The sequence below is a fragment of the Acidobacteriota bacterium genome (assembly GCA_016208495.1).
Classification (GTDB): domain Bacteria; phylum Acidobacteriota; class Blastocatellia; order Chloracidobacteriales; family Chloracidobacteriaceae; genus JACQXX01.
Genome location: JACQXX010000072.1, coordinates 25965 through 48044, shown reverse-complemented (window position 1 = coordinate 48044; position 22080 = coordinate 25965). Strand labels below are relative to the sequence as shown.

18 protein-coding genes and 1 tRNA gene are annotated in these 22080 nt (G+C 51.6%); 9 read left to right on the top strand and 10 right to left on the bottom strand.

Annotation, left to right across the window (positions count from 1 at the left end):
- Positions 1–35 precede the first annotated feature (35 nt).
- The 3 genes from HY774_14270 to ubiE all read right to left on the bottom strand — a co-directional run bounded on the left by HY774_14270 (position 36) and on the right by ubiE (position 3559).
- Positions 36–701, bottom strand: coding sequence for an ABC transporter ATP-binding protein (locus tag HY774_14270; protein MBI4749649.1), 666 nt, complete (start codon positions 699–701; stop codon positions 36–38).
- 375 nt (positions 702–1076) lie between these two features.
- On the bottom strand, positions 1077–2321 hold the full coding sequence (locus HY774_14265; GenBank protein MBI4749648.1) for an HlyD family efflux transporter periplasmic adaptor subunit: 1245 nt from the start codon (positions 2319–2321) through the stop codon (positions 1077–1079).
- A gap of 434 nt (positions 2322–2755) precedes the next feature.
- Positions 2756–3559 carry a bifunctional demethylmenaquinone methyltransferase/2-methoxy-6-polyprenyl-1,4-benzoquinol methylase UbiE gene (gene ubiE / locus HY774_14260; GenBank protein MBI4749647.1) on the bottom strand — a complete coding sequence of 268 codons (804 nt, stop codon included), beginning with the start codon at positions 3557–3559 and terminating at the stop codon, positions 2756–2758.
- Positions 3560–3976: 417 nt separating this feature from the next.
- Between ubiE and HY774_14255 the strand changes: the two genes are divergently transcribed.
- Together HY774_14255 and HY774_14250 are read left to right on the top strand one after the other, a co-directional pair.
- Positions 3977–4534 (top strand): hypothetical protein, encoded by a 558-nt coding sequence (locus HY774_14255; protein ID MBI4749646.1) that lies wholly within the window; start codon positions 3977–3979, stop codon positions 4532–4534.
- A gap of 72 nt (positions 4535–4606) precedes the next feature.
- Entirely contained in the window at positions 4607–5416 is an 810-nt protein-coding gene (locus HY774_14250; protein MBI4749645.1) for a Mov34/MPN/PAD-1 family protein, read from the top strand.
- 65 nt (positions 5417–5481) lie between these two features.
- Here the strand turns inward: HY774_14250 and ansA are convergent, their stop codons facing one another.
- Both ansA and HY774_14240 read right to left on the bottom strand, forming a co-directional pair.
- The gene (gene ansA / locus HY774_14245; protein ID MBI4749644.1) at positions 5482–6531 is read right to left on the bottom strand and encodes an asparaginase; all 1050 of its coding nucleotides are present in this window, start codon (positions 6529–6531) and stop codon (positions 5482–5484) included.
- 170 nt (positions 6532–6701) lie between these two features.
- Entirely contained in the window at positions 6702–7895 is a 1194-nt protein-coding gene (locus HY774_14240; protein MBI4749643.1) for an energy transducer TonB, read from the bottom strand.
- 419 nt (positions 7896–8314) lie between these two features.
- Here HY774_14240 and larE point away from each other — a divergent pair, with 419 nt between their 5' ends.
- From larE to tsaE, 4 genes are all read left to right on the top strand, one after another.
- Positions 8315–9211 (top strand): ATP-dependent sacrificial sulfur transferase LarE, encoded by an 897-nt coding sequence (larE, locus tag HY774_14235; GenBank protein ID MBI4749642.1) that lies wholly within the window; start codon positions 8315–8317, stop codon positions 9209–9211.
- Between the two features lie 178 nt (positions 9212–9389).
- A complete protein-coding gene (locus tag HY774_14230; GenBank protein MBI4749641.1) occupies positions 9390–10670 on the top strand; it encodes a Glu/Leu/Phe/Val dehydrogenase in 1281 nt (426 codons plus the stop codon).
- Positions 10671–11122: 452 nt separating this feature from the next.
- The gene (locus tag HY774_14225) at positions 11123–13240 is read left to right on the top strand and encodes an OmpA family protein (GenBank protein ID MBI4749640.1); all 2118 of its coding nucleotides are present in this window, start codon (positions 11123–11125) and stop codon (positions 13238–13240) included.
- Between the two features lie 143 nt (positions 13241–13383).
- Complete coding sequence (gene tsaE / locus HY774_14220) at positions 13384–13863, top strand: tRNA (adenosine(37)-N6)-threonylcarbamoyltransferase complex ATPase subunit type 1 TsaE (GenBank protein ID MBI4749639.1); 480 nt, start codon at positions 13384–13386, stop codon at positions 13861–13863.
- A 144-nt stretch (positions 13864–14007) separates the two neighbouring features.
- Here the strand turns inward: tsaE and HY774_14215 are convergent, their stop codons facing one another.
- From HY774_14215 to HY774_14195, 5 genes are all read right to left on the bottom strand, one after another.
- On the bottom strand, positions 14008–15057 hold the full coding sequence (locus HY774_14215) for an isocitrate dehydrogenase (NAD(+)) (GenBank protein MBI4749638.1): 1050 nt from the start codon (positions 15055–15057) through the stop codon (positions 14008–14010).
- A 117-nt stretch (positions 15058–15174) separates the two neighbouring features.
- Positions 15175–16119 (bottom strand): hypothetical protein, encoded by a 945-nt coding sequence (locus tag HY774_14210; protein ID MBI4749637.1) that lies wholly within the window; start codon positions 16117–16119, stop codon positions 15175–15177.
- 175 nt (positions 16120–16294) lie between these two features.
- Positions 16295–16957, bottom strand: coding sequence for a VTT domain-containing protein (locus HY774_14205; GenBank protein ID MBI4749636.1), 663 nt, complete (start codon positions 16955–16957; stop codon positions 16295–16297).
- A 44-nt stretch (positions 16958–17001) separates the two neighbouring features.
- A tRNA-Pro gene (locus tag HY774_14200) sits at positions 17002–17079 on the bottom strand.
- Between the two features lie 302 nt (positions 17080–17381).
- A complete protein-coding gene (locus HY774_14195; GenBank protein ID MBI4749635.1) occupies positions 17382–17987 on the bottom strand; it encodes a hypothetical protein in 606 nt (201 codons plus the stop codon).
- A gap of 200 nt (positions 17988–18187) precedes the next feature.
- Between HY774_14195 and HY774_14190 the strand changes: the two genes are divergently transcribed.
- From HY774_14190 to HY774_14180, 3 genes are all read left to right on the top strand, one after another.
- The gene (locus HY774_14190) at positions 18188–19666 is read left to right on the top strand and encodes a tetratricopeptide repeat protein (GenBank protein MBI4749634.1); all 1479 of its coding nucleotides are present in this window, start codon (positions 18188–18190) and stop codon (positions 19664–19666) included.
- A gap of 552 nt (positions 19667–20218) precedes the next feature.
- The gene (locus tag HY774_14185; protein ID MBI4749633.1) at positions 20219–20803 is read left to right on the top strand and encodes a hypothetical protein; all 585 of its coding nucleotides are present in this window, start codon (positions 20219–20221) and stop codon (positions 20801–20803) included.
- A 23-nt stretch (positions 20804–20826) separates the two neighbouring features.
- Positions 20827–21585, top strand: coding sequence for a hypothetical protein (locus HY774_14180; protein ID MBI4749632.1), 759 nt, complete (start codon positions 20827–20829; stop codon positions 21583–21585).
- The last annotated feature ends 495 nt before the right edge of the window (positions 21586–22080 follow it).

Genomic DNA, 22080 nt, shown 5'->3' with positions numbered 1-22080 from the left:
TTTGCCCCCTGAACCCTGAACCCTGAACCCTATTCCTAAAATACCTGACGGCCATCAAACAGACGCACGATGCGCTGTGTTTTTTCAGCCTGTCGCTGATCGTGAGTGACCATCACGACGGTGGTTTTTTCCAAACTATTGAGTTGCTTGAGGATGGACATCACTTCATCACCCATCTGGCTGTCGAGGTTTCCGGTGGGTTCATCGGCGAGCAGAATTTTTGGGTTGCCGACAATGGCGCGGGCAATGGCGACGCGCTGTTGTTGACCGCCAGAAAGCTGCGAAGGGAAATGATGTGTGCGCGCCGACAATCCAACCCGGTCAAGTGCAGCCAGGGCCTGCCGGCGGCGCTCGGTCCCAGACATTTTGCGGTAAATCAGCGGCAACTCGACATTGTCCACCACGCTTAAATCGTTGATCAGATGGAAGGTTTGGAAAATAAAGCCGATCTCCTCGTTTCGCATTGATGCCAGATCGCGGTCACGATATGACGTAATAAACCGCCCATTGAGCGTTACTTTCCCACCCGAGGGGGCATCCAGAAGCCCCATCACATTGAGCAAGGTACTTTTCCCCGAGCCGGAGGGCCCCATAATCGAGATGAACTCCCCCTGGTTGATATTCAGGTTGATATTGGCCAGGGCCATGGTTTCAACCGTTTCCGTTCGATAGATTTTTTCAATATTTTCAAGCTGGATCATATTTAACTCCCGTTCTTTCAATGTCTTGTTGTGCCAAATTCATGCCAATTTGTAGGCAGTAGTCAGTAATCTGAATTAAGAGTTGAAAAAAGAGCGGATTTGAGCCCAGGAACTGGGCGGAAGGCAGGTAGCCCAGGGTTTTAACCCTGGGAAAGATTGCCTTCTCACCCCCACCCGGCTAGCCGCCGCCTACGGCGGCGGCTGGCCGGGTGGGGAAAATCTGGAACTGACTCGCATCCGGTGGTGGCGCGTCCAAAGCGACGCTGACCACCGGCTAACTTTGCTCCATCCCTGCGGGATGAGAACTAAAAACCACTTCAACTCTTAACGGGCATTACTGACTACTGACTACTGACTATGAGATACCAGTGGCGGCTACCGAATCTGGATGTCACGCATGTGCTGGTACTCCTTCATATCGGAAATCACGACTTCATCGCCCTCGACCAGGCCGGACAGCACTTCGAGGGTGTCAAAGCCCGAGATTCCGAACTTGACCTGATGTTTCACCAGTCGGTCTCCGCGAACGACAAAAACGTGATCAATGCCATCTGTCGCGGCAAAGACCCCTTTTCTTATTTTTAAAGACTGACTTTTGCGGTCAGTCACGATGAGCACATCCACGCGCAAATTTGATTTCAGCAGCGGGCTCGATTTTTCAACCAGCGCGATTCCAACCGTCATCACTCCATCTTTGATCGTTGGGTTAATCACTGACACGGTTCCAGAAAGCAATTCGTCATTGATTTTGATCGTCACGGGCAAACCAGTGGAAAGTCGGCGGGAATGGATATCTGACACGGTGGCATCCACCCGAAACGAACTCAGATCGGCAATTCGAGCGAGTAACGCACCTTTCAATACCGAAGTCCCTGTCTCGGTAATCACCCAGGTCAGCACGCCATCCCGGTCAGCCTTGGTCGTCGCCAGTTCAAGCTGGCGTTCCATATCAGCCTGCTCGTTGAGGAGCGACTTCATTTCCAGGTCCAGCCCTTCAAGCTGGGTCGTGGTTGAGGCTTCAGCGTTTTGCTGGGCGGCGGAGAGTTGTTTGAGTTCGAAGGCGATTTTTTCTTCCCGAATTTCTGCTTCGTGAAGCTGTTCGGCAGAGAGCAACCCCAGTTCCTTCAACTTCCGGTTGCGTCCCGTCGAAGCTTTTGCGGCTTCATAATCAAGATTTTTGATTTCCCACTGGCTGCGGAGCGTGTTGAGGGTGTTCTGCAGGTCCAGTCTGGCTTTGGCTTGCTGATTCTGTTTGAGGTCAATTTGCTGTTTGAGTTTTTCAAGCGCCAGCGTGGCCTCGCTGACATCCAGTTCCAGAATGGCATCACCCCGCCGGACCGGATCACCTGGGCGTTTTAACACCCGCAAAATCCGACCATTCACCGGGCTGGAAATGACCTGTTCAAAATCGGGCACCACCACCCCGGTGGAATTGATCGTCGCTTCAATCGGACCGGCTTCGACGCGTGCGGTGCGAAAATCGGCCCGTCTAATCGTGGGCTTGAGCAGCCGTGGCCCGTATGCCAGAGCCGCCATTGCCGCTCCAAGGACGAGAATTACCGAAAAACTCCGCCAGAGCGTTCTTTTGATTTTGGTTGATTGACTGATTTGACGGTCCATTGATGTGGTCTCCTCACTTTCGCACCTGACTGAGTGCAAGCGAGAGACCACAACTGGACATCAACACATTTTGGGCTGGGGCTTAGGGCTCAGGGTTCAGGGAAACCCAATTTTTCCAATAGTTTACTCTATTGAAATAATCAGAGTACTGACCTTAAATAAGATTATTTCCGAACTTCAACGATTGATTTCAGGCAGGATAACCGACATTTGACAGGCCGAAGGCGTACGCAAATGTACGGGAGTGTACGGAAACGGACGGTGTGGGAATGAAGAATGAAGAATACACCGGGTTCCGGGTTCCGGGTTCCGGGTTCCGGGTTCCGGGTTCCGGGTTCCGGGTTCCGGGTTCCGGGTTCCGGGTTCCGGGTTCCGGGTTCCGGGTTCCGGGTTTTCGAAACCAGGCACTAAGAACCAAGCACCAGTTTATTTCTTCATTCTTCATTCTTCATTCTCAATTCTTCATTCTTCATTCTCAATTCTTCATTCTTCGGCTTGTTTCCCAAATGCAGGGCAGCAATACCGCCTGAAAGGTTATGATATTTGACGTCGGTAAACCCGACTTTGCGCATCAGGTCAGCCAGTTGTTTTTGATCAGGGAAGCTTTTCACCGAAGTCGGCAGGTAGGTATACGCCATACTGGAGCCCGAAATCATACCGCCAATGCGGGGCAAAACGTGGTTAAAGTACCATTGAAAGGCTTCACGAAACCCTGGGAGAATTGGACGAGAAAACTCCAGAATGGCGGCCCGGCCTCCAGGTTTGAGGACGCGGTATACTTCGGCCAGTCCACGTTCGACATCGGTCACGTTTCGAAGGCCGAACGCATTGGTGACGGCATCGAACCGGGCATCCTGAAACGGCAGGTTCAAAGCATCACCGGCACATAAGCGAACCGGCAACCCGGTCTTGCGCACTTTTTCAAGCCCAATCACCAGCATCGGATGGCAAAAATCAACGCCGATGGTGGGCACTTTCTGACCAAGTTCGAGCGACAAATCGCCGGTCCCACAACAAATATCAAGCGCGGTCGCTCCAGGCTGATCAAGGACATCCTGCAGTTTGCGCACGGTAAAGCGTCGCCAGCGCTTATCAATATTCATTGAAAGCAGATGGTTGAGCAGGTCATAGCGGGGTGCGATTTCGGAAAACATCTGCTGGACACGTCTGGCTCGCTGTTGTCCTTCGGCTTCGAGCGGGTTTGCGGCTTTATTGGTTGATTCGGATGAGTGAGGCATGGCACTTTTTGATGGAAGAAAATTGATTTGAAGACAGGCGTTGAAAAATGATTCGAGCAGTGGTTTCCGATTCTATTCTATTGAATAAGAACTATTTAGCGTTTCTTCATTCTTCATTCTTCATTCTTTATTTGCAGCACTTTAGTTGATCTTGCACAGGCTCTCCTATGCCGGATGCCGGAAATTTCGCTCCAGCGGGTGGAACCCAAAAGCCTCCGCCAGTGTCTCAGTACTGGTATGGTATTGAAAAGAAATTGGTTGTAGCGTTTCATCAGTTCCACGGTCAGAATTTCGATCCATTTTTTTGCAAAACAAACTTTTTGTGTTTTTAGCCAGGTTTTGGTGTAATTTGAATTTACAGTGCCCCTGAACACAAACACGATATCCACCACAGTTTAAGAGCAAGAGGAAGTCAACATGGGAACCCCTGACGATGTGCGCATGGCCCGCCTCGCGGCTGATTTCGAAGAAATGAAAACCATTCGCGGTCCAGTCATTCACTGGCAAGGCAATGATATTCCGCCAACCGAATACATCATTACCTTTAAGATTCGGTGTTATGTCAGCCCGACAACCACTCGGGACGAACATCGGATCCGGATCATTCTTTCCCCACAACATCCGTTTGAAAAACCAATTGTGATGATGCACGAGATGACGCCGATTTTTCATCCGCACGTATGGCCGGACGGCAAGGTGTGTATCGGAAGCTGGGATTTCCGCGAAGGGCTGGCTTCATTTGTGATCAAACTGGCGCGTATTTTTCAATTTGACCCGCAAATTGTTGATCCATATAGCATTGCCAACTACAAAGCCGCTGACTGGTTTTACGCCAACCCGACGCTGTTCCCGAGCGACCAGGCGTTGCTCCCAACCCCTGGTGAACAGCCATCCCACACGTTTGTCATCAAACGGGTCAACACCCAGCAAGACAGCGGCGGGCCAGGCGGGCGGTTCCGAATCCGCAATCGCTAGGAATCAGAAACCTTGTCAAATTGCCTGTTCACTGAACCCTGAACCCTGAACCCTGAACCCTGAACCCTGACTATGACCTTCGTAATCAAAAAAGTTCGTGACGTAAAGCCTCTGGAACGTCCACTGCCGCACGTTCTTGAAACCCTTGGACAGCCCGATCCAGCCGGACTGAGGATTTACCTGGCCCGTCAGGCCGAAGAAAAAATCCTGATGGCCGCGCCACCTGATATGGCTCTTCCCCAGACTCAATCCGAAGAGGCTTCACTCGTCAGAGCATTTATGGGTGAAAATGAATGCGGTGGAATCCTGGTCGGCAATGTGTATTCGTGGAAGGAAAACGACCGCGAAGTCACTTATACCACTATTATTGATGCGATTCCGGCTCAGGAAGCCACCGCCGGCCCAACTCACGTTGAAATGGGAGCTGATGACTTGATGGCCGTTTCACAACACATCGAACGGCTGCAAAACCGGGCTCAGGAACAAGGCAAGGAAGTGCAATTACGTGTGGTTGGCTGGTATCACACCCATCCAGGGTTTGGCGTGTTTATGTCTGGGACGGATCGGGCTACCCAACGCAAAGTGTTTGGAATGCCCTGGCAAATCGCTGTCGTCTATGACCCGCTCAACGGCGAATATGGCATGTTTTACGGCGCGGATTCTGACAGTGCCCAGGGCTGGTACATTTTTGACTCGATTGCCGAAGGATATCCACCGCCACTCCCACTCCAAAACCCTTCTGAGGCGGCCCGGCGTCGCGGACGCGCGCGAGCCGCCGAAATCCCCGAACTTTCCCTGCTCCGCGCGCAACTGATCTCTGATTTTGACCATATGACCAAAGGCTGGTACAACCTGCTGGCCGGGTATGACCCGCCAGAGTAGCACAGAAGAGTGAGTAGCGAGATAGCGAGATAGCGAGTAGTCAGACTACTCGCCACTCGTTCTTTTTACAGTCTTCCCGTGGCAGTTGAAAACCCCGGCTCAGTGATTTCCCCGCGTAAATTGCGTTGCATCTGGAGTTTCACGACCGACGGCGGCAGCCCCATGCTGAACAGATGAAACATCTTGGCCAGTGCGGCTTCGGGGGTCATATCAAATCCACTCACCACTCCGGCCCGTGCCATCGAAGCTCCAGTCGCATAACTTCCCAGGCTGACTCTGCCAAGCAAACACTGGGTACAGCCGATGATCACCACCCCCCGGTCAGAAGCTTCTTTCAATGTGGCAATAAAATCTTCATTGCGGTCCGGACCATTGCCTACGCCATAGGCTTCGAGGACAAGTCCTCTGAGTGGCGGCTGCAAAATGTTGTGCATGATTTCTGCTGAAATTCCTGGAAAGAGTCGCACGGCACCGACAAATGGCGGATGGACAATCGGATGAACCCGGAGCGGAACGTTTTCCGGTGGCGGTTCAAGCACCAGATTCCAGGCAATTTCGATTTCAATGCCTGCGGTTCCAAGTGGTGGAAAGTTGGGCGAAGCAAATGCCTGTAATCCATCAGCGTTGACCTTGACTGACCGACAGCCGCGAAACAGTTTGTTGCCAAAGTACAGACAAACCTCTGGAATCTGGTAGTTTCCCGCCAGAATTAAACTGGTGATCAGATTATCACGGGCATCATTGCGGACTTCGCAGAGCGGAATTTGCGACCCGGTGAGAATGACGGGTTTGCGCAGCCCTTGCAGCATAAACGGCAGCGCCGATGCCGTGTACGCCATCGTGTCCGTTCCGTGCAACACCACAAAGCCATCATATTCATCGTGATGCGCGGCAATGTCTTCAGCAATTTTCAGCCAGTCATCCGGCGTCATGTTGGCTGAATCAAGGAGCTGGTCATACTCGTGAATTGTGTATTCAGGCATGGCCGGATTGCGCAACACGGGTGAATTCAACATTTGCTCTTTCAGATAGCCAGATGCGGGGGCATAGCCATTTTCCGTCTTGCGCATGCCAATCGTTCCGCCGGTATAGACCACATACACTCGTTTTCGCATAGGAAATCTCCTGAAATCAGGGTTCAGGGTTCAGGGTTCAGGGTTTTGAATTTATGTCCTTTTTGTCCCTTGCGTCCTTTTGTCTTTTTTTACTGCCCCAACCCCAAAACAAAAGAGCACCGAATCTATTCGATTCGGTGCTCTTTCGGAAAGTGAAATTTGAGTCGGTGCTAAATCAAATTGAAGCTGAACTCAACTCGTGAGGTAAAAGTAACTGGGGAACCACCCTTCATTGCCGGGCGGAAACGAATCAATCGGGCAGCCGCAATTGCATTTTCATCTAATCCATAGCCCAGACTGCGGACGACTCGAACATTGCCGATTGAACCATCAGCCCGAAACTCGACCGACAATACCACTTTGCCGACGATCTTATTCTGACGAGCTTCTTCGGTGTATTTCGGCTTTGATTGCGAAATGATCTGTGGCCGAGTGTCTGGGGCGCCGCCACCGAGTCCGCCGCCGGGTTCTCCACCACCATACCCACCGCCTTTCCCAGGACCGGCGCCGGACCCTTGACCGGAACCGATTCCACGACCACTGCCATTGCCAATCCCGCCACCCGTGCCGGTGCCGCTCGAAGGTGCGGTGATGTTGCTGGTTGGGTCACCGACAACATCAAGTGCCAGGTCCTGCTTTGGCATTTGGGCCGGGTTGGCCATCACGTTCATTGGAATCTGGTATTCCGGATTTTTGACCTGTTTGGTTGGAGAAGGATCAATAATCGGTTCTTTTAAGGCAAATTCAGGGAGTCTTCCCTTTGAAGCCGGCGTTGGTTCATTTTTTCCACCGCCGCCACCACCACCACCTGGCTTTTTGGCGCCAAATCCGGCACCCAGCGGTTTGGTGTCAGGCTTGACCTTGGGTTGAGCTTCCGGCAACGGAACAGTGAAGATTACTTGTTCATCAGGTCGAAGGACCGAGAGATTTTCCGGGGTTGGAAACAACAGTCGCGGCAACACAAAAAACAGACCGAATGTGGCGGTAAAGGCGAAAAATGCCGCCGCCATACACCACATCACCAACTCAAACCGTTGTCCTTCGCGATCCGTCATGGTGACGACGGATTTCACATAACCTGCTGGATTCTGAGAAAAGTCACGGGCGTTTTGTTTGATTTCGCGAGGAAGCCGCTTGAAGAGGGATTCGGAACGGACACCGCCAAACGCGCCTTCATTGTATGTCGAAACAAAAATGCCGCGCACAAACCCACCTGGGTCAGCCGCAAATTCCCTGGCGCTGGATGAAACAATCCCGAAAAATCGCGTGACCAGCGATTCCTCCGAAAGTCCAGAAAAGCTCGGTGGTTCAATTGAATTATTCATTGGATTGAGTGAGTTATTGAGATGGTTAATGTCTTGCACAGCCAAAAATCCTCCGTCGAGCAGGCTATTCTATGAGGATGAGATGCCTCACAAACGTGGCGAGTTACATATGGTTGCAACTTTTTCCAGGTGAATGCGAGGCGAAACGATCTGTTTGCTGGAACTTTTCAGGTACTTGCTGCAGATTTTCAGCACCTTGTGATGTGAAATCGCAGTAACAGGTTGCTGCAGCGAGGATGATCCTGATCATCCATCATACACAGGGGTAACCTTCTAAGCAACTCAGGTTGTGCAAGTTAGTGCCAATTTGCGCCAAGCCAAGGCTTGCCTTGCCGCACCCCTTGCAGTATGATGGCGGCGCTTTCCAGCAGGCGTTTGCAGTTTCAAAAAGTTTCTCACGTTTTTTCACATTCAATCACGACTCACATCAACCGACGGGTTTTATCTTCCCTATGAGCATGGCTGCCCTGGGTGAGCGGTCCACTTTGGAGGCTTCCCCACTTTTATCATCCGCTGAAACCAAAGAACACCAACTGCGAAACTGGTTTGCCAACCATGCTCCAGTTCTGATTGCGTTTTCCGGCGGTGTGGACAGCAGCTATTTGAGTTTTATTGCCCATCAGGAACTCGGTGACCGGGCCCTGTCGGTGACGGCCATCAGCCCGAGTTTCCCTCAGGACCAGCATCAGGAAATTAACCGGATGGTTGCCGAGTGGAAGCTCAACCATCACTGGATCCACACCCAGGAAATGGAGCGCGAGCCATACCGTTCCAACCCGGTCAATCGGTGCTATTTCTGTAAAAATGAGTTATTTACCCACTTGCTTGAGATTGCCCGTCAGCAGGATTTCACAACCATTTGTGATGGCAATAATGCCGATGATACCGGCGATTACCGACCTGGAATGCAGGCTGGACGTGAACTAGGGGTGCGTAGCCCGTTGATTGAAGTTGGCCTGACCAAAGCTGAAATCCGTGAGCGCTCGCGGGTCTGGAAGTTGCCGACGGCTGAAAAACCTGCCTCCCCCTGCCTTTCGTCGCGGATTCCCTATGGCATGCCGGTCACGATCCAGAAACTTTCGGCCATTGAGCGTGGCGAACGTGCCATCCGTCAGCTTGGATTTTCCATTTTTCGACTGCGTCATCATGGCGACATCGCCCGCATTGAAATCAGTCCAACCGAACTGCCTCGGGCACTTGATCCAGTGATGGCCCAGCAACTGGTAGCGGCACTCAAGCCACTTGGATTTCTCTATATTGCCCTCGATTTGGAAGGGTTTCGCTCTGGCGCCCTGAATACATCCGTGACCCTACCGGGGAGCCAGTCACCGGCCCCCTGCCTGAAAAGTGATTGATGAACGATCTCAAAATCACCCTGGATGATGAGGAACCCTCAATTGGTCCAGGGTTTTTCATCATTCACACCTCACGCTGCTCTTTGTTTTTGCTCACCTGTTGTCTGCCGAGACAGCACGCTCTTTTCACCATTTTATTCATTCTGATTTCTTGGTTTTGAACCCAAGGAGGAACCCCATGCCCAGTCCTTTTGTAGACGACGCAAAAAATATAAAGGAAGCCAATCCGTTTGAATCGATGATGTCACGGTTTGACGTTGCGGCCAAACTGCTCGATCTGGATCCGAATATCTATCGCATCTTGCGGTGCCCGAACCGCGAAATGACGGTCTATATTCCAACAATGATGGATGATGGCCATTATGAAGTTTTCGTCGGCTATCGCGTTCAGCACAATTTTGCCCGTGGACCAGCCAAAGGCGGTATCCGCTTTGCCCCCGATGTCTCGCTGGACGAAGTTCGCGCACTGGCAGCGTGGATGACCTGGAAATGCGCCGTGGTCAACGTCCCGTTTGGTGGTGGGAAAGGCGGCGTGATTTGTGATCCATCCAAAATGTCACTGACCGAACTCGAACGGATGACCCGCCGGTTCACGTCGGAACTCATTGATATCATTGGTCCGGAACGTGATGTTCCGGCACCGGATATGAATACCAACGAACAGGTCATGGCCTGGTTGATGGATACCTACTCCATGCACGCCCGCCACACCGTCAATGCCGTGGTCACTGGAAAACCAATCGAACTGGGTGGGTCCAAAGGTCGCCGCGAAGCGACTGGCCGTGGGTTGCTCTTTGTGATCGAAGAAGCCTGCAAAAAGTTCAAGCTCAAACCCGAAGACACTCGAGTGGTGGTTCAAGGGTCTGGAAACGTCGGCGGAATCGGTGCCCAATTGCTTCAGGAAAAAGGCTTTAAGGTCACAGCACTGTCTGAAATCAAAGGCGGCATCTATAACCCGAACGGGTTGGATGTCAATGCGGCGCTTGACTATCTGAAACAGCACCGGACGTTTGAAGGGTTTGGCGGTGGCGAGATTGTGTCAAATAGCGACCTGCTCGAACTCGAATGCGACGTGTTGATGCCCGCTGCGACTGAAAATCAGATTACCTCCAAAAATGCCAACCGCATCAAATGCCGCATTATGGCCGAAGGCGCCAACGGTCCGACGACCGCTGCCGCTGATGACATTCTGCAAAGCAATGGTGTGTTTGTGATTCCGGATATTCTGGCCAACGCTGGTGGTGTAACGGTTTCCTACTTTGAATGGGTGCAAAACCGGATGGGTTTCTTCTGGAAAGAAGACGTCGTCAACGAACGACTCCGTGACACGATGGTGGATTCGTTCCACGAAGTTGTGCGCTTCTCTGAAGAACGCAACGTCAACATGCGCATCGCAGCCTACATGCTCGCCATTGACCGTGTAGCCTATGAAACCAAGATGCGTGGAATTTACGCCTAAAGACTAACGGGCTGAAAAAACCAGGGCTCAGGGCTTGGGACTGAAGACATCGGGCTTAGTACTACAACGAGGTTTCGGTTTTAACCTGCGAAGCGGGTGATGGCATGTAGCCCAGGGTGGAGTCTTCGAAACCCTGGGTTGACGGTCATCCCCAATTTCTCCCTCCCCGCCGGCAACCGCCGTAGGCGGTTGCCGGCGGGGAGGGAGAGCAGGCCGTTGGTCCCAGGGTTGCACTCTGGGCTACATGCCTGCCACCCAGTTCCTGGGCTTAAGACCCGGTTTTTTATTAAAACCTCGTTGTAGTGTTAGGATTGATTTCACCCGTTTTCTTCAGCCTGACGTCTTCAGCCCTTATCTTCAGCCCTCAGCCCCCTGGCCCAATGTCTTCAGTCCAACTTCTTCAGCCCTGGTTTTTTCAGCCCTATTTTTTCAACTTCAAGAGGAAATATTTCATGAAACGATTTGCACAAAAACTGGCCGTTTTGGTTTTAGGCTTCCTGGTCTGTTGTACCTGCGTGACAGCACAGGAAACGCAACGTGAAAAAAACCGCAGCACGCAGGCAACCGTGACAGGTGGAACGGGACTATTTTCCGTGTATGACGCCTCAACGTTGAAACGCGGTGAGTTTAATGTTTCCTACTTTTACAACAACTTCGACCGTGACCCAGGCGATGTGGACATCAGTCAGAACATCCTCAACGTCGGTGTGGGGCTGACGGATCGAATCGAACTGTTTGCCTCATCTATCTTTCGGCAACAACTTTCGACCTCGGAAGTCACTGGAATTAGCGGGTTTTATCTTCCCAATGTTGTCAATCCTGGGCGATTTGCGACTCCCACCTATGCTGGCGGCAACCCTGATGGAGTACCTTTTATTTCTTATCCAGGGTTTACATCTCTTGTTGTTGGTACAGTCACTTTCACGCCAGGTCGGCAAGGGAATGTAGTGCAAATTCCGTTAACGGGTGCCACGGTCGGGGGAATTTTACCCGGCGCGCCCGGCACGTTCGGGACAGTTCCCGGCTATCTCAATGACTATCCATTCTTTGGACGCAGCAAGCACAAAGTCGGCAATACCACGGTTGGGATGAAATACCGGCTCAACAGCCAGGATGCCCCGGTCGGCTTTGCCTTGATTGGGTTTGTGGATATCCCGTCCTTTACCGCTGAATCGGTTTTTCGTGATGGGTTAGGTGGGGGAATCGTCAGCGGAAGCGGTGCCGGAGACATTGATTTTGGCGGCATTCTGGCCGTCACGCCACGCTTTAAACTGGCCACCGTCAGCATGAACTTTGGCCTGGTCAAAACGGGTGACCCGGAAGATCGCTTTACCTACGTTGACCGACGGAACAAAGCCATTGCCTCGGTCGCGGTGGATATTCCCTTCAATGATCGGGTGCAGTTTGTATCGGAACTGGTTTCAACCAATTACTTTGGTAGCGGGACGCCAAACCTCAATCCAGTCAATCCTCTGGATGTGACCGTTGGCGCCCGGTTTGTGCCGTTTGGCAAAAAGCACAAAACGTTCTTCAGCTTTGGCGGTGCGTATCGCTATATGCTGACCAATTCCAATGACCGCCGGGCAGATGGTGGTGATTTCCACGGCATGGTTGGTCATGTGACCCTGGGCTATCGCAAGATCGAAAAACCCGATCCTTGTCTGGGCAACGTCGCCCCAACAGTTACGCTCTCGGCTGACAAACTTGCCGTCAAAGAAAAGAGCAAAGACGTTGTGACCGCCACGGTGACCGCCACCGACCCGGATGCGGCGGATTCCACGCTGACCTATCGCTGGTTTGCCACCAGTGGCGACTTAAAAGGCGAAGGCACATCCGTTACCTGGACGCCGGGCATTACGGCGCCTGGAAACGTGTTGATTACCGTCAACGTCGCAGATTCGTGCGGCCATTCGGTCAACAAAGAAGTCTCGGTCATCGTCGAAAAAGTCAATCATTGCCCAACTGTGACCGTCTCGGCTTCTCCAACTTCAATTAAAGAAGGATCAGACCAGCCGTTTACCTTCACGGCAGTTGGCAAGGATGAAGACGATGACAAACTGACCTACAAATGGACGGCTTCTCGCGGAGGCATCGAAGGCAGAGGATCAAAAATCACGGTTAATACCCAGGGAGTGTCAGCCGGCACGATTACCGTGTCAGTCGTGGCCAACGATAAGACCTGTGATTCAGCACCAGCCTCGACCACGGTTGAAATCATCGCACCGCCTCCGCCGCCACCGGTGCGGACCTTCACCTGTGACACCACGATGTTTAAGAGGAACATCTCTCGCATTGATAACCAGTGCAAAGCGGTGCTTGATGAAGTCGCCAGTACACTGCAATCTGACCCGACCGCCGTGTGTGTGATTGACGGGCACTCTGAAGCTGGTGAAAAAGCCGGCACGGCTCAGGCTCGGGCCGAAAAAGCGCGTGACTACCTGACCTCCAAAGGCATTGATGCCAATCGGGTTGAAGTCCGCAACTTTGACGATTCACGTCCAGATGCGGCTGGCAACCATCGCCGAATTATTATTTCGGTGGTTCCTGAAGGCGCCAAACGGCCCGAATAAGTCAGAATGAAGAAGGCTAGCCATTGGGTTAGCATCAGATCGTCTACTCGTCGCTTCACTCATTGTTCAACAATGCCATTGGTACAGAGTTCAATCGAAAGCTTGAACTCTGTACCTTTTTCTTTCAATCAAGAATTCACACTATGCCACATTGGGAGAATGGAACGTTTCATTCAGATTCGCCTGAAGCAACTTTTGATCTGGGTTATGAACTTGGGGAGGCGATTACTCCCGAAATGGCCCGAGTCTGCTTTTTGATTTTGCTGGAAGGAGATTTGGGAGCTGGGAAGACGTGCTTTGTCAAAGGGTTAGCGGCTGGCCTCGGTGTGGACGAACGCGAGGTCTCAAGCCCAACCTTTACCCTGGTCAATCGCTATGAAGAGGGACGTTTACTCTTTCATCACGTTGATTTATATCGCCTGCCCGAAGGTGCGGACCTGCTGCAGAGTCTTGGATTGGAAGAAGTCCTTGATCAGCCTGGGGTATTGGCCATCGAGTGGAGTGAGCGGTTGAAAGGATTTTCCTGGCCAAATGGTGCGCGGATTACTTTTCGAGTGGTGGATGAAATAAAGCGGGAAATTCGACTTGAGCACACAAAAGCGAGTAGCGAGATAGCGAGATAGCAAGTAGTCAATCCAAACTTACTGTCATTCAGGTTATCCCTTACTCAGTCAATTCGTTACGAAGGTAACAGATAAAATACTGTTTGGGTTGGATTGACTACTCGCTACTCGCTCTTGATTGACTACTCGCTACTCGCTATCTCGCTACTCGCTCTTTCGCTCTTTCGCTTCATCTGCTTTCTCTGCCCGCCAGGCTTCAAGGCGTGAAGCAATGGCTTCGGTAAATTGCATTGTGCTGGAGTTGCCACCCAGGTCACGGGTCAAAGATTTTCCTTCAGTCAACACTTCAAACAAAGCTTTCTCAATGTTGCGGGAGGCTTCGATCTCGTTGATGTGGTCCAGCATCATGATGGCGGTCATAATCAATGCGGTCGGATTGGCCAATCCTTGCCCGGCAATGTCCGGGGCACTGCCGTGAACAGCTTCAAAGACCGCCATGTTGTCGCCAATATTGGCACCTGGGACAACCCCCAGGCCGCCAACCAGTCCGGTACACAGATCGGAAAGGATGTCGCCATAGAGGTTTTCCATCAACAGTACATCGTACTTTTCCGGATACATCACCAACTGCATACAGGCATTATCAACAATCTTATCTTCAGGTTCGATTTCCGGATAATGCTGACTTACCTTGCGGAAGCAATCCAGAAACAGGCCGTCGGAAAGCTTCATAATATTTGCTTTGTGGACGGCAGTCACCTTGCGACGTTTGTGTTTGCGGGCGTAATCGCAGGCAAAGCGGGAAATGCGGGTCGAAGCCACTTCAGTAATCACCTTCAGACTTTCCACAACCCCTGGCACCACCACGTGTTCAAGTCCTGAGTACAGGTCTTCGGTATTTTCCCGAACTACAATCAAATCAATGTTTTCATAGCGGGATTTGACTCCGGGCAATGATTTAACGGGCCGCAAGTTGGCATACAAATCGAGTGCTTTCCGCAACCCAACGTTGACGCTGGTAAACCCAGTTCCGATGGGTGTCGTTACCGGGCCTTTGAGGGCAACTCGGGTTCGGCGAATTGAGGCCAGTAGGTTATCGGGGAGCGGCGTTCCATACTGACCCAGGGCCTCGGCCCCAGCCGCATATTTCTCCCATCGAATTTCAACACCGGCTGCCTCGATCACACGCAGGGTGGCAGCCGTTACCTCAGGTCCAATTCCGTCTCCGGGAATCAAAGTGATTGTATGTCGCATAGTTTTTTTGAATGAAGAATGAAGAACTCAAAGTGAAGAATTGAGAATGAAGAATTGAGAATGAAGAAAAAAATTCAACTTCTTATTTTCTTCATTCTTCATTCTTCATTCTTCATTTTACAAAAGTGCGTCCCAGCGATACGTCGGCTTCTTCGTGCCTTTTTTGGCACATTCGATAGTGTAGTCGGCCATCGTGTCAATCACCCATTTGAAATAGGTTTCACCGATGGATTCGAGGGCAAAGTCGGGCGCCGTGTTCATAAAGTCAATGGCATACGGGATGCCGTCACGGACTGCAAATTCAACCGTGTTCATATCATAGCCAAGGGCTTCGCACAGTTTGATCACATCGGCCACGACGCGTTTTTCAAGCGCTGACTCAAGCGGAAGCGGTGTGCTGGCGTCATAGCGGAGGTGGTGCGGCTTGCGTGGATCCCAGTTGGTGATCAACACATGTTTTTTGCCGATGCAGATGCAGCGCACATATTGATCCCATTCAATTGATTCCTGCAGGATCATGCACAGCGTACCGGTCTGATTATAGGCTTTCCACAATTCCGGCAGTGAGTTCACTTTGTAAATGTGCTTCCAGCCACCGCCCCAGTGCGGCTTCATGTAGGCCGGAAAGCCCGTGTAATCAACAATCGCCTGCCAGTCAATTGGGAACTTGAGGTTGGACAGACTTTCAGCCGTGATGTCGTCAATATAGGACTGGGATGGCAACGCAACGGTTTTGGGAATGGCAACGCCAATTTTTTCGGCCATGGCGGTCCCGAAAAATTTATCGTCGGCCAGTTTCCAAAATGGATTGTTGATCACATGGCAGCCATTGAGGGCTTCATGTTTGAGAAATGTTTGATAATAGGGGACTTCATGGGAAATTCGGTCCACAATCACCGCATATTCACTGGTGTTTGAGGCAATCGTTCCGCCCAGGGAACAATATTCAGCCACCACACCAGCATTGCGGGAGTTGACTTCAGCAATAAATGCGTCTGGAAATGAACGTTCGCGCCCGACCAGGACGCCAATTTTCTTAACTGTCTTTTTAGCCACGTGAATTTCTCCGTTTCAGATTGAATGGGATAGTGAGAGGCTGGAAAGACGTGACGCTGGACCAAACGAAAACCGACCTGGAACGGCGCGCCACCGCTGGCCCACCGTAAAATGCAGGTATAAAAGAGTATGAGTGCGGTAAGTATATGAGTGGTCTGGTTTTGTGTGATCAAGCAGCGTTTCAGTCACCCAGCGAATGAGCTTCAGAAGGGGGGATTACATTGTTTTTGCCTGAAAAAAAACGCTGATAGAGCCAGATTCCCAGGACGAGAACGGCTACTCCGAGAAAGATCCAGCCGCTGTTTTGGGCAATCAGTTTCAGCGCTTGCTCGCCATAGTACCTGGCCAGATAGGCCAGAACGCCATAGCGGATTCCACGTCCAATCAACAGACCGATAAACAGGCGAAACCGGTTAAACCGAACCGCACCGGCACAAATAATAAATGGTTTGAACGGAAAGGGTGGTGGCAACAGCGAAGCCACAATCAGGGTCAGGAGATCCCAACGCCCAAGTAAATTTTCAATTCGGGCGCGACGATCCTGGCTGACGGAGGCCAGCAGTTTTTCACCAGCTTTTTGTGCCAGACTGTAGAGAATGAAACACCCAATCGTTGAGCCAAGGGCGGCAGCAATCGCAAAAACCCACCATTGTTCAGGTTTGGCAAGTGAAAATGTGACGATTGCGAGATCAGGAGCACCAGCGGTTGGTATGAGGGCGGAATCTATGAGGGTAAGAGCAAAAATCCCAAAAGCGCCAAATCCTATGAGCCATTGACTGAGAAAGGCAACCCAGGCTTTGGCCTTGTTGACAATCCCAGGGAGTAAGAATGCAAAACGGGTCATAGAGTCGAGAGGAAGAAAATTGACGCCGGGAGAAGAAAGCTAAATGGTCGGGGCGAGAGGATTCGAACCTCCGACCTCTTGATCCCAAATCAAGCGCGCTAGCCAGGCTGCGCCACGCCCCGAAAAATCAAAAATGCAGATGGAAAAGCGAAGTCGCCCTTTGTAGCCGGATTGATATCCGATGTCAAGCACTAAATATTTTCAGGGTTCAGGGTTGCGGGGTTCAGGGTTCAGGGAAAGGCATATTTTTTCAATGGATTAGCCTGATTTTCGAGCTACCGGAAAACATTTCGAATGAAGAATTAAGAATTAAGCAACTTCTGGTGCTTGGAAAGTTTTAGTTCCAAAACACCAGTTACCATGAACTAAAGCCCACATTCTTCAGCTCGTTGTCTTCAGCCCGAGAATCTTCAGCCCCAGGCTTTCAATACTCGCTTTCCAACCCGTCATCGTCAAATTCTTCATCAGTGGGCTCGGCATCTATCGGTTGCCAGTTTTCTTCGTCGTCACAGTAGATTTGCTGGTCTAAATCATTTAACCCGTAATGCAGGACCTGATACCGCTCCCAATCAACGCCTTCGGAAACTCGGGTTGATTCGCCCACCTCCAGGAGCGGTCCTTTAAGGGGCACAATCGCCATCCCTTCCCAATCAACTATCACCTGGGTTGGGTGGATTGCTCGATTAAACAACTTGGTGGCGAGTTGATCTTTTTCTGAATTTTCGCGCTCGTCTTCTTTAAAACTAAACCCAATCACCCGCCCGTCCTCGTCAAAACTGATTTCGGGATAGTCTGGTAATTCAATTTTCACAAATGGCAGCAGGTAAATGTCTTGAACTTCTTCGTTGAAATGGATGGTCCGCAAACTGAGCGTCGCAGGATATTGGGTAAACAAATAGAGGTTTAACGGATCTGAAAGTTCAGATTCAAACCTGGCTTGAATTTCCTCTAAACTACTCGAAACAAAGGCCAGATTTTTGTTTCCCCAGGCCGGTGCAATCAGTGACCGCAGCACATAAAAACTTCGCATGAACTATGCTCTTTCGTAATGTGATGATTTTTCCCGTAATTCTAGCATTCTTTACGACATTTAGGGTTTTCAAATACCAGTATCTGGGCTAGAGTTTCAGGGCCTTTCGTGCATTTTCCGCACTCTCTTTTTTACTCGCAACACTCAGCATTTATTGCGTTTTTCAAAGTTTGGTCAATGAGATGAGGTCGCAACGTGTCTTGTGGAAAATTTCCATCTGGCTGTTGGCGCTGACAGGGTGGTTCAATCTGGCCACCACTTCAGCGATTGCCCAACGTGCGTCCTCCCCCAAAAACGGAAAAAAGGTCGAATCAACCCGGAATGCGGCTTCGGAAGATACCGCTTTGGGTGAATCGCTCGATGACCGGCAGGCCCTGGCGGCTCAAAAATTTGACACGGGTCAGGATTTTCATGCCCAGGGCAAGTTCACCGATGCCATCAAGCTCTATGATGAGGCATTGCAACTCGATGATCAGTTGTTTGCCGTTCATTACCAGCGCGGCATCGCCCTGCTCTCACTCAACCGGTTTGAAGACGCCGCAGCCGCACTGATCCGCTGTGTCGAACTTCAAGATGATTTTGCTCGCGGATTTGCCATGCTTGGTGAAGCCCAGACCCGGTGCAAAAAGCCGATTGAAGCTGAAAAAGCGTTTTTGCGAGCGATTGAACTTGATTCGTCCCTTGGATTTGCCCGCCTTGGCGCGGCCCAACTCATGCTGGTCCGGAAAGCTCCAGCCGAAGCCCTCGCCTTACTCAAGGAGCTTGCCCAGACACCGCCTGCGGATCCGTCCTTTTATGCGGTGTATGCCGAAGCCCAACGACTCAGTGGCGACGCTCCTGGCGCCTTCCAGACTCTGTCCGATGGTCTCAACCGATTAGGTATTCAACCACTTCTCTTGCGGAGTCGCGCGGTTGCCTACCTGAGCCAGAAGAATTACCCCAAAGCACTGGCCGATTTTCAGGCCCTGTACACAATTGAACCGGATCCGGTTTTGGCCCGTGATATGCTTGACCTCTATCGGGCGACCAAACTCACCGAGGATGGAATTCAATTTGCCCAGACTGCATTACAGCACCATTCAAGCAATGGACCATTGCGGGCCGCTTTTGGGGAATTACTGATGGAAGGCAATCGGGCGACCGAAGCCATCGAACAGTATTCCGAGTTGACCAAACAAGAACCCAAAAATGCCACGTGGTGGGTAAAACTGGGAGATGCGGCACAAGGCACCGATCCGGCGCTTGCGTTGGATGCCTACCAAAAAGCCCTCTCCATCAACCCCCGTTCCCCTGACGCACAAGCCGGAGTCGCATCCGGTTTGCTCAAGTCGCAACGCTTTCAGGAAGCTGCCACCAGCTTTCGCACCATTCTCAACCAGGACCCGGAAAGTTATGCTGCCCACGCCGGGCTGGCAACGGCGTTGTTCAAACTTGAACAATTCCCTACCGCCGCCCAGCACTTTCTGTGGATGATCCAGAAACGCCCAGATGTCCCCGTGACCTACTACTTTCTGGGAATCTGTTTTGACCGGTTGGGAGACTATGCCCAGGCCCTGAAAGCCTACGAGTTGTTTGTCGAACGAGCCAATCCACAAACCAATCAGCTTGAAATTGAAAAAGTGAATCTTCGTCTTCCCAGCCTCAAACGCCAGGTTGAGAAGCAAGGGCCACGCAAATAAGGCTAGTGAGTAGTGAGTAGTGAGTAGCGAGTAGTAAGGGACCCAGAAGAAAATAAAATCCCACTGAAATCGGGTTCAGGGTTCAGGGTTCAGCGGGGTTAGGGGTCAGGGTTCAGGGTTTCGGCGATGAGTTGACTGATCCCACTCAAGATGAAGACGGGGGAACTGGCGGGTACCGCTCAACGTGGAGTATCTGGCCCTGAACCCTGAACCCTGAACCCTGAACCCTGAACCCTGGTGGTATGATATTTCCATCCGACTCCCTAAAATCTGAATTATTCAATTTGGGTCTTCCTGCTCACCAAAACAACAAACCATTTGAAGTACCCAACGGTTGACTACTCGCTACTCGCTACTCACCACTCGCTTCTTTTTCGCTACTTCGCTTCATTCGTCAACTTGCTGAGCTTCCATCTCAGTCGCCTTGTCAGGATCAAACATTCTGGGTGAACTTTTCAGGTGCAACGGCCAACCATAAGGCCAGTCCCCCAAGATGCAAGATCGCAGTCAATCCCCTGACGGAACTCGGCCACAGCAGCAAGGAGGGACGCCATGCGACACCATCAGACACAACATTTGGTTCTCGGAAAGGTTTGGCTGGTCTGGGGGCTGTTTTTCCTGGTGATTCTTGGGATTGAGACACTCCCTTGTTATGCAACCGCCGCTGGCACCGCCGGTGCGGGGATGGAGATTCCCGCTGTGCTGACCGATGCTGAAAAATCAATTTTGATTGACGAAGATGACCCGGAAGATCACCTTGAAGCTGGTCTGAAAATTGGAATGGCCCGGCTCAATCAAGCGGCTCAAGCCATGCAGGCCGAAGAGTTTGATTCAGTTCACGGCTCACTCGCGGCCTATAACCAGCTTTTAAGCTATCTGGAGTGTTATGCCCGCCAGTCGCCGATGAAGGCAAAAAAACGCGATAAGCTCTTTCGATTGATGGAAGTCAAATTGCGGCATCAACTCCCGCTTCTGGAAGCCATTGCCCGGACCTGCCCCTTTGACGAAGGCAATAACTCGCCGGAAATGACCCTGAGCCGGGTTCAGGGAATGCGCAAGCAACTCTTAAATGTGGTCTTTGGCGGCGATTTCTTCAAACCCTGTGAAAGCACAGCCATTAACGCGTTCAAAGAATAGCGAAGCGATAGAATGAGACCCACGTGCGAAGTGCAGGTGGGTCTTCGATTCAAGTTCCGGCGGTACCCCCTATTTTTCCTCGCTTTACCTCAATGCACTTCCTGAAGCACACTCCCATTCGGACCATCACCGGGTTTCTACGGGCAAGTGTGTTTCTTCTTACCTTCTTGATCTTCCTTGCAGCCTGCACCCCAAAAACATCGGACCCGGCGGGTAATGCCGTTCCTCAAAATTCAGCGAAGAAGCTCCAACCGATTGCCCCATCAGTTGTCCAGAAAGACGTTGAGCACCAGGAGGCATTTCAAGAAGTGCGAAAAGCAGCCTGTCCACGGCGAATCCCAGACCGCATCGAAGCCCGGCCACCGTTCCCAGCCATCAATATTTTAGAAGGACTCCAGTATGTCACGATCTCGGACGATACCTCGCAGGGGATGTATGAGAAAGTGATTGAGCTTACTGACACGGGACGCCAAACTTTTGCCGACCAGCTTGAAGAAGAACCAAATCGGTACATTATCACCATTGCCCAACGGGAGTACCTGCCTGGCTTTGAGCGCTATGAAAATGCTCCAGGGCGCACTGACCGCATCGTCGTGAGTTTCCAGTGGCAGTGGAAACCACTCAATCCGTTGGGAGAGCGACTGAACCTCTGGGCACCCTACAGTGATCGGAACGAGCATCAGGGACGAGCAACTTATGTAGAGACTGGTGGTGTATGGAAGCTGGATGAGGTGTGGCTCGATAGGAATCATCGAGATTATGTGGGCGGAGTATATAAATAGTATCGGTTCAGACCTGTAACTCCCATAAAGGCCAGGATTAAGAGACAAGGACCCGATCCAGACAAGGAGACAGGGAGACAGGGAGACATCAAATCAACGGCTACAAACTGGAATGACTCCCGGCTGGGGGGCGGGAAATGGGATCATCCGTTTTTTCTTGTCCCTTTGTCCCTTTGTCCCTTTGTCCCCTTGTCTCCTTGTCTCAAACACGCTCAAAGTTCCTTATCTTGGCGAAAATACGCTTATGACCCTGAACCCTGAATGCCTTAGGGAGCGTTAAAAAATAAGTTCCTGGGGCGCGTTCTGCCACGTCCAGGTTTTGGTCTTGCACCGCGAAGCGTTGCAGTTCGGATAGCCGGTCGGTTGGCCGCTTTGGGCCTACCACCGGATCCAAAGGCTACCCCCCTTGTTGCTCCCCCGCTTCGCCCGCGCCCCTGCGGGGGCGCGGGCGAAGCGGGGGAGCACTGGAGAGGACGAACCTGTTCCCGGTGGTAG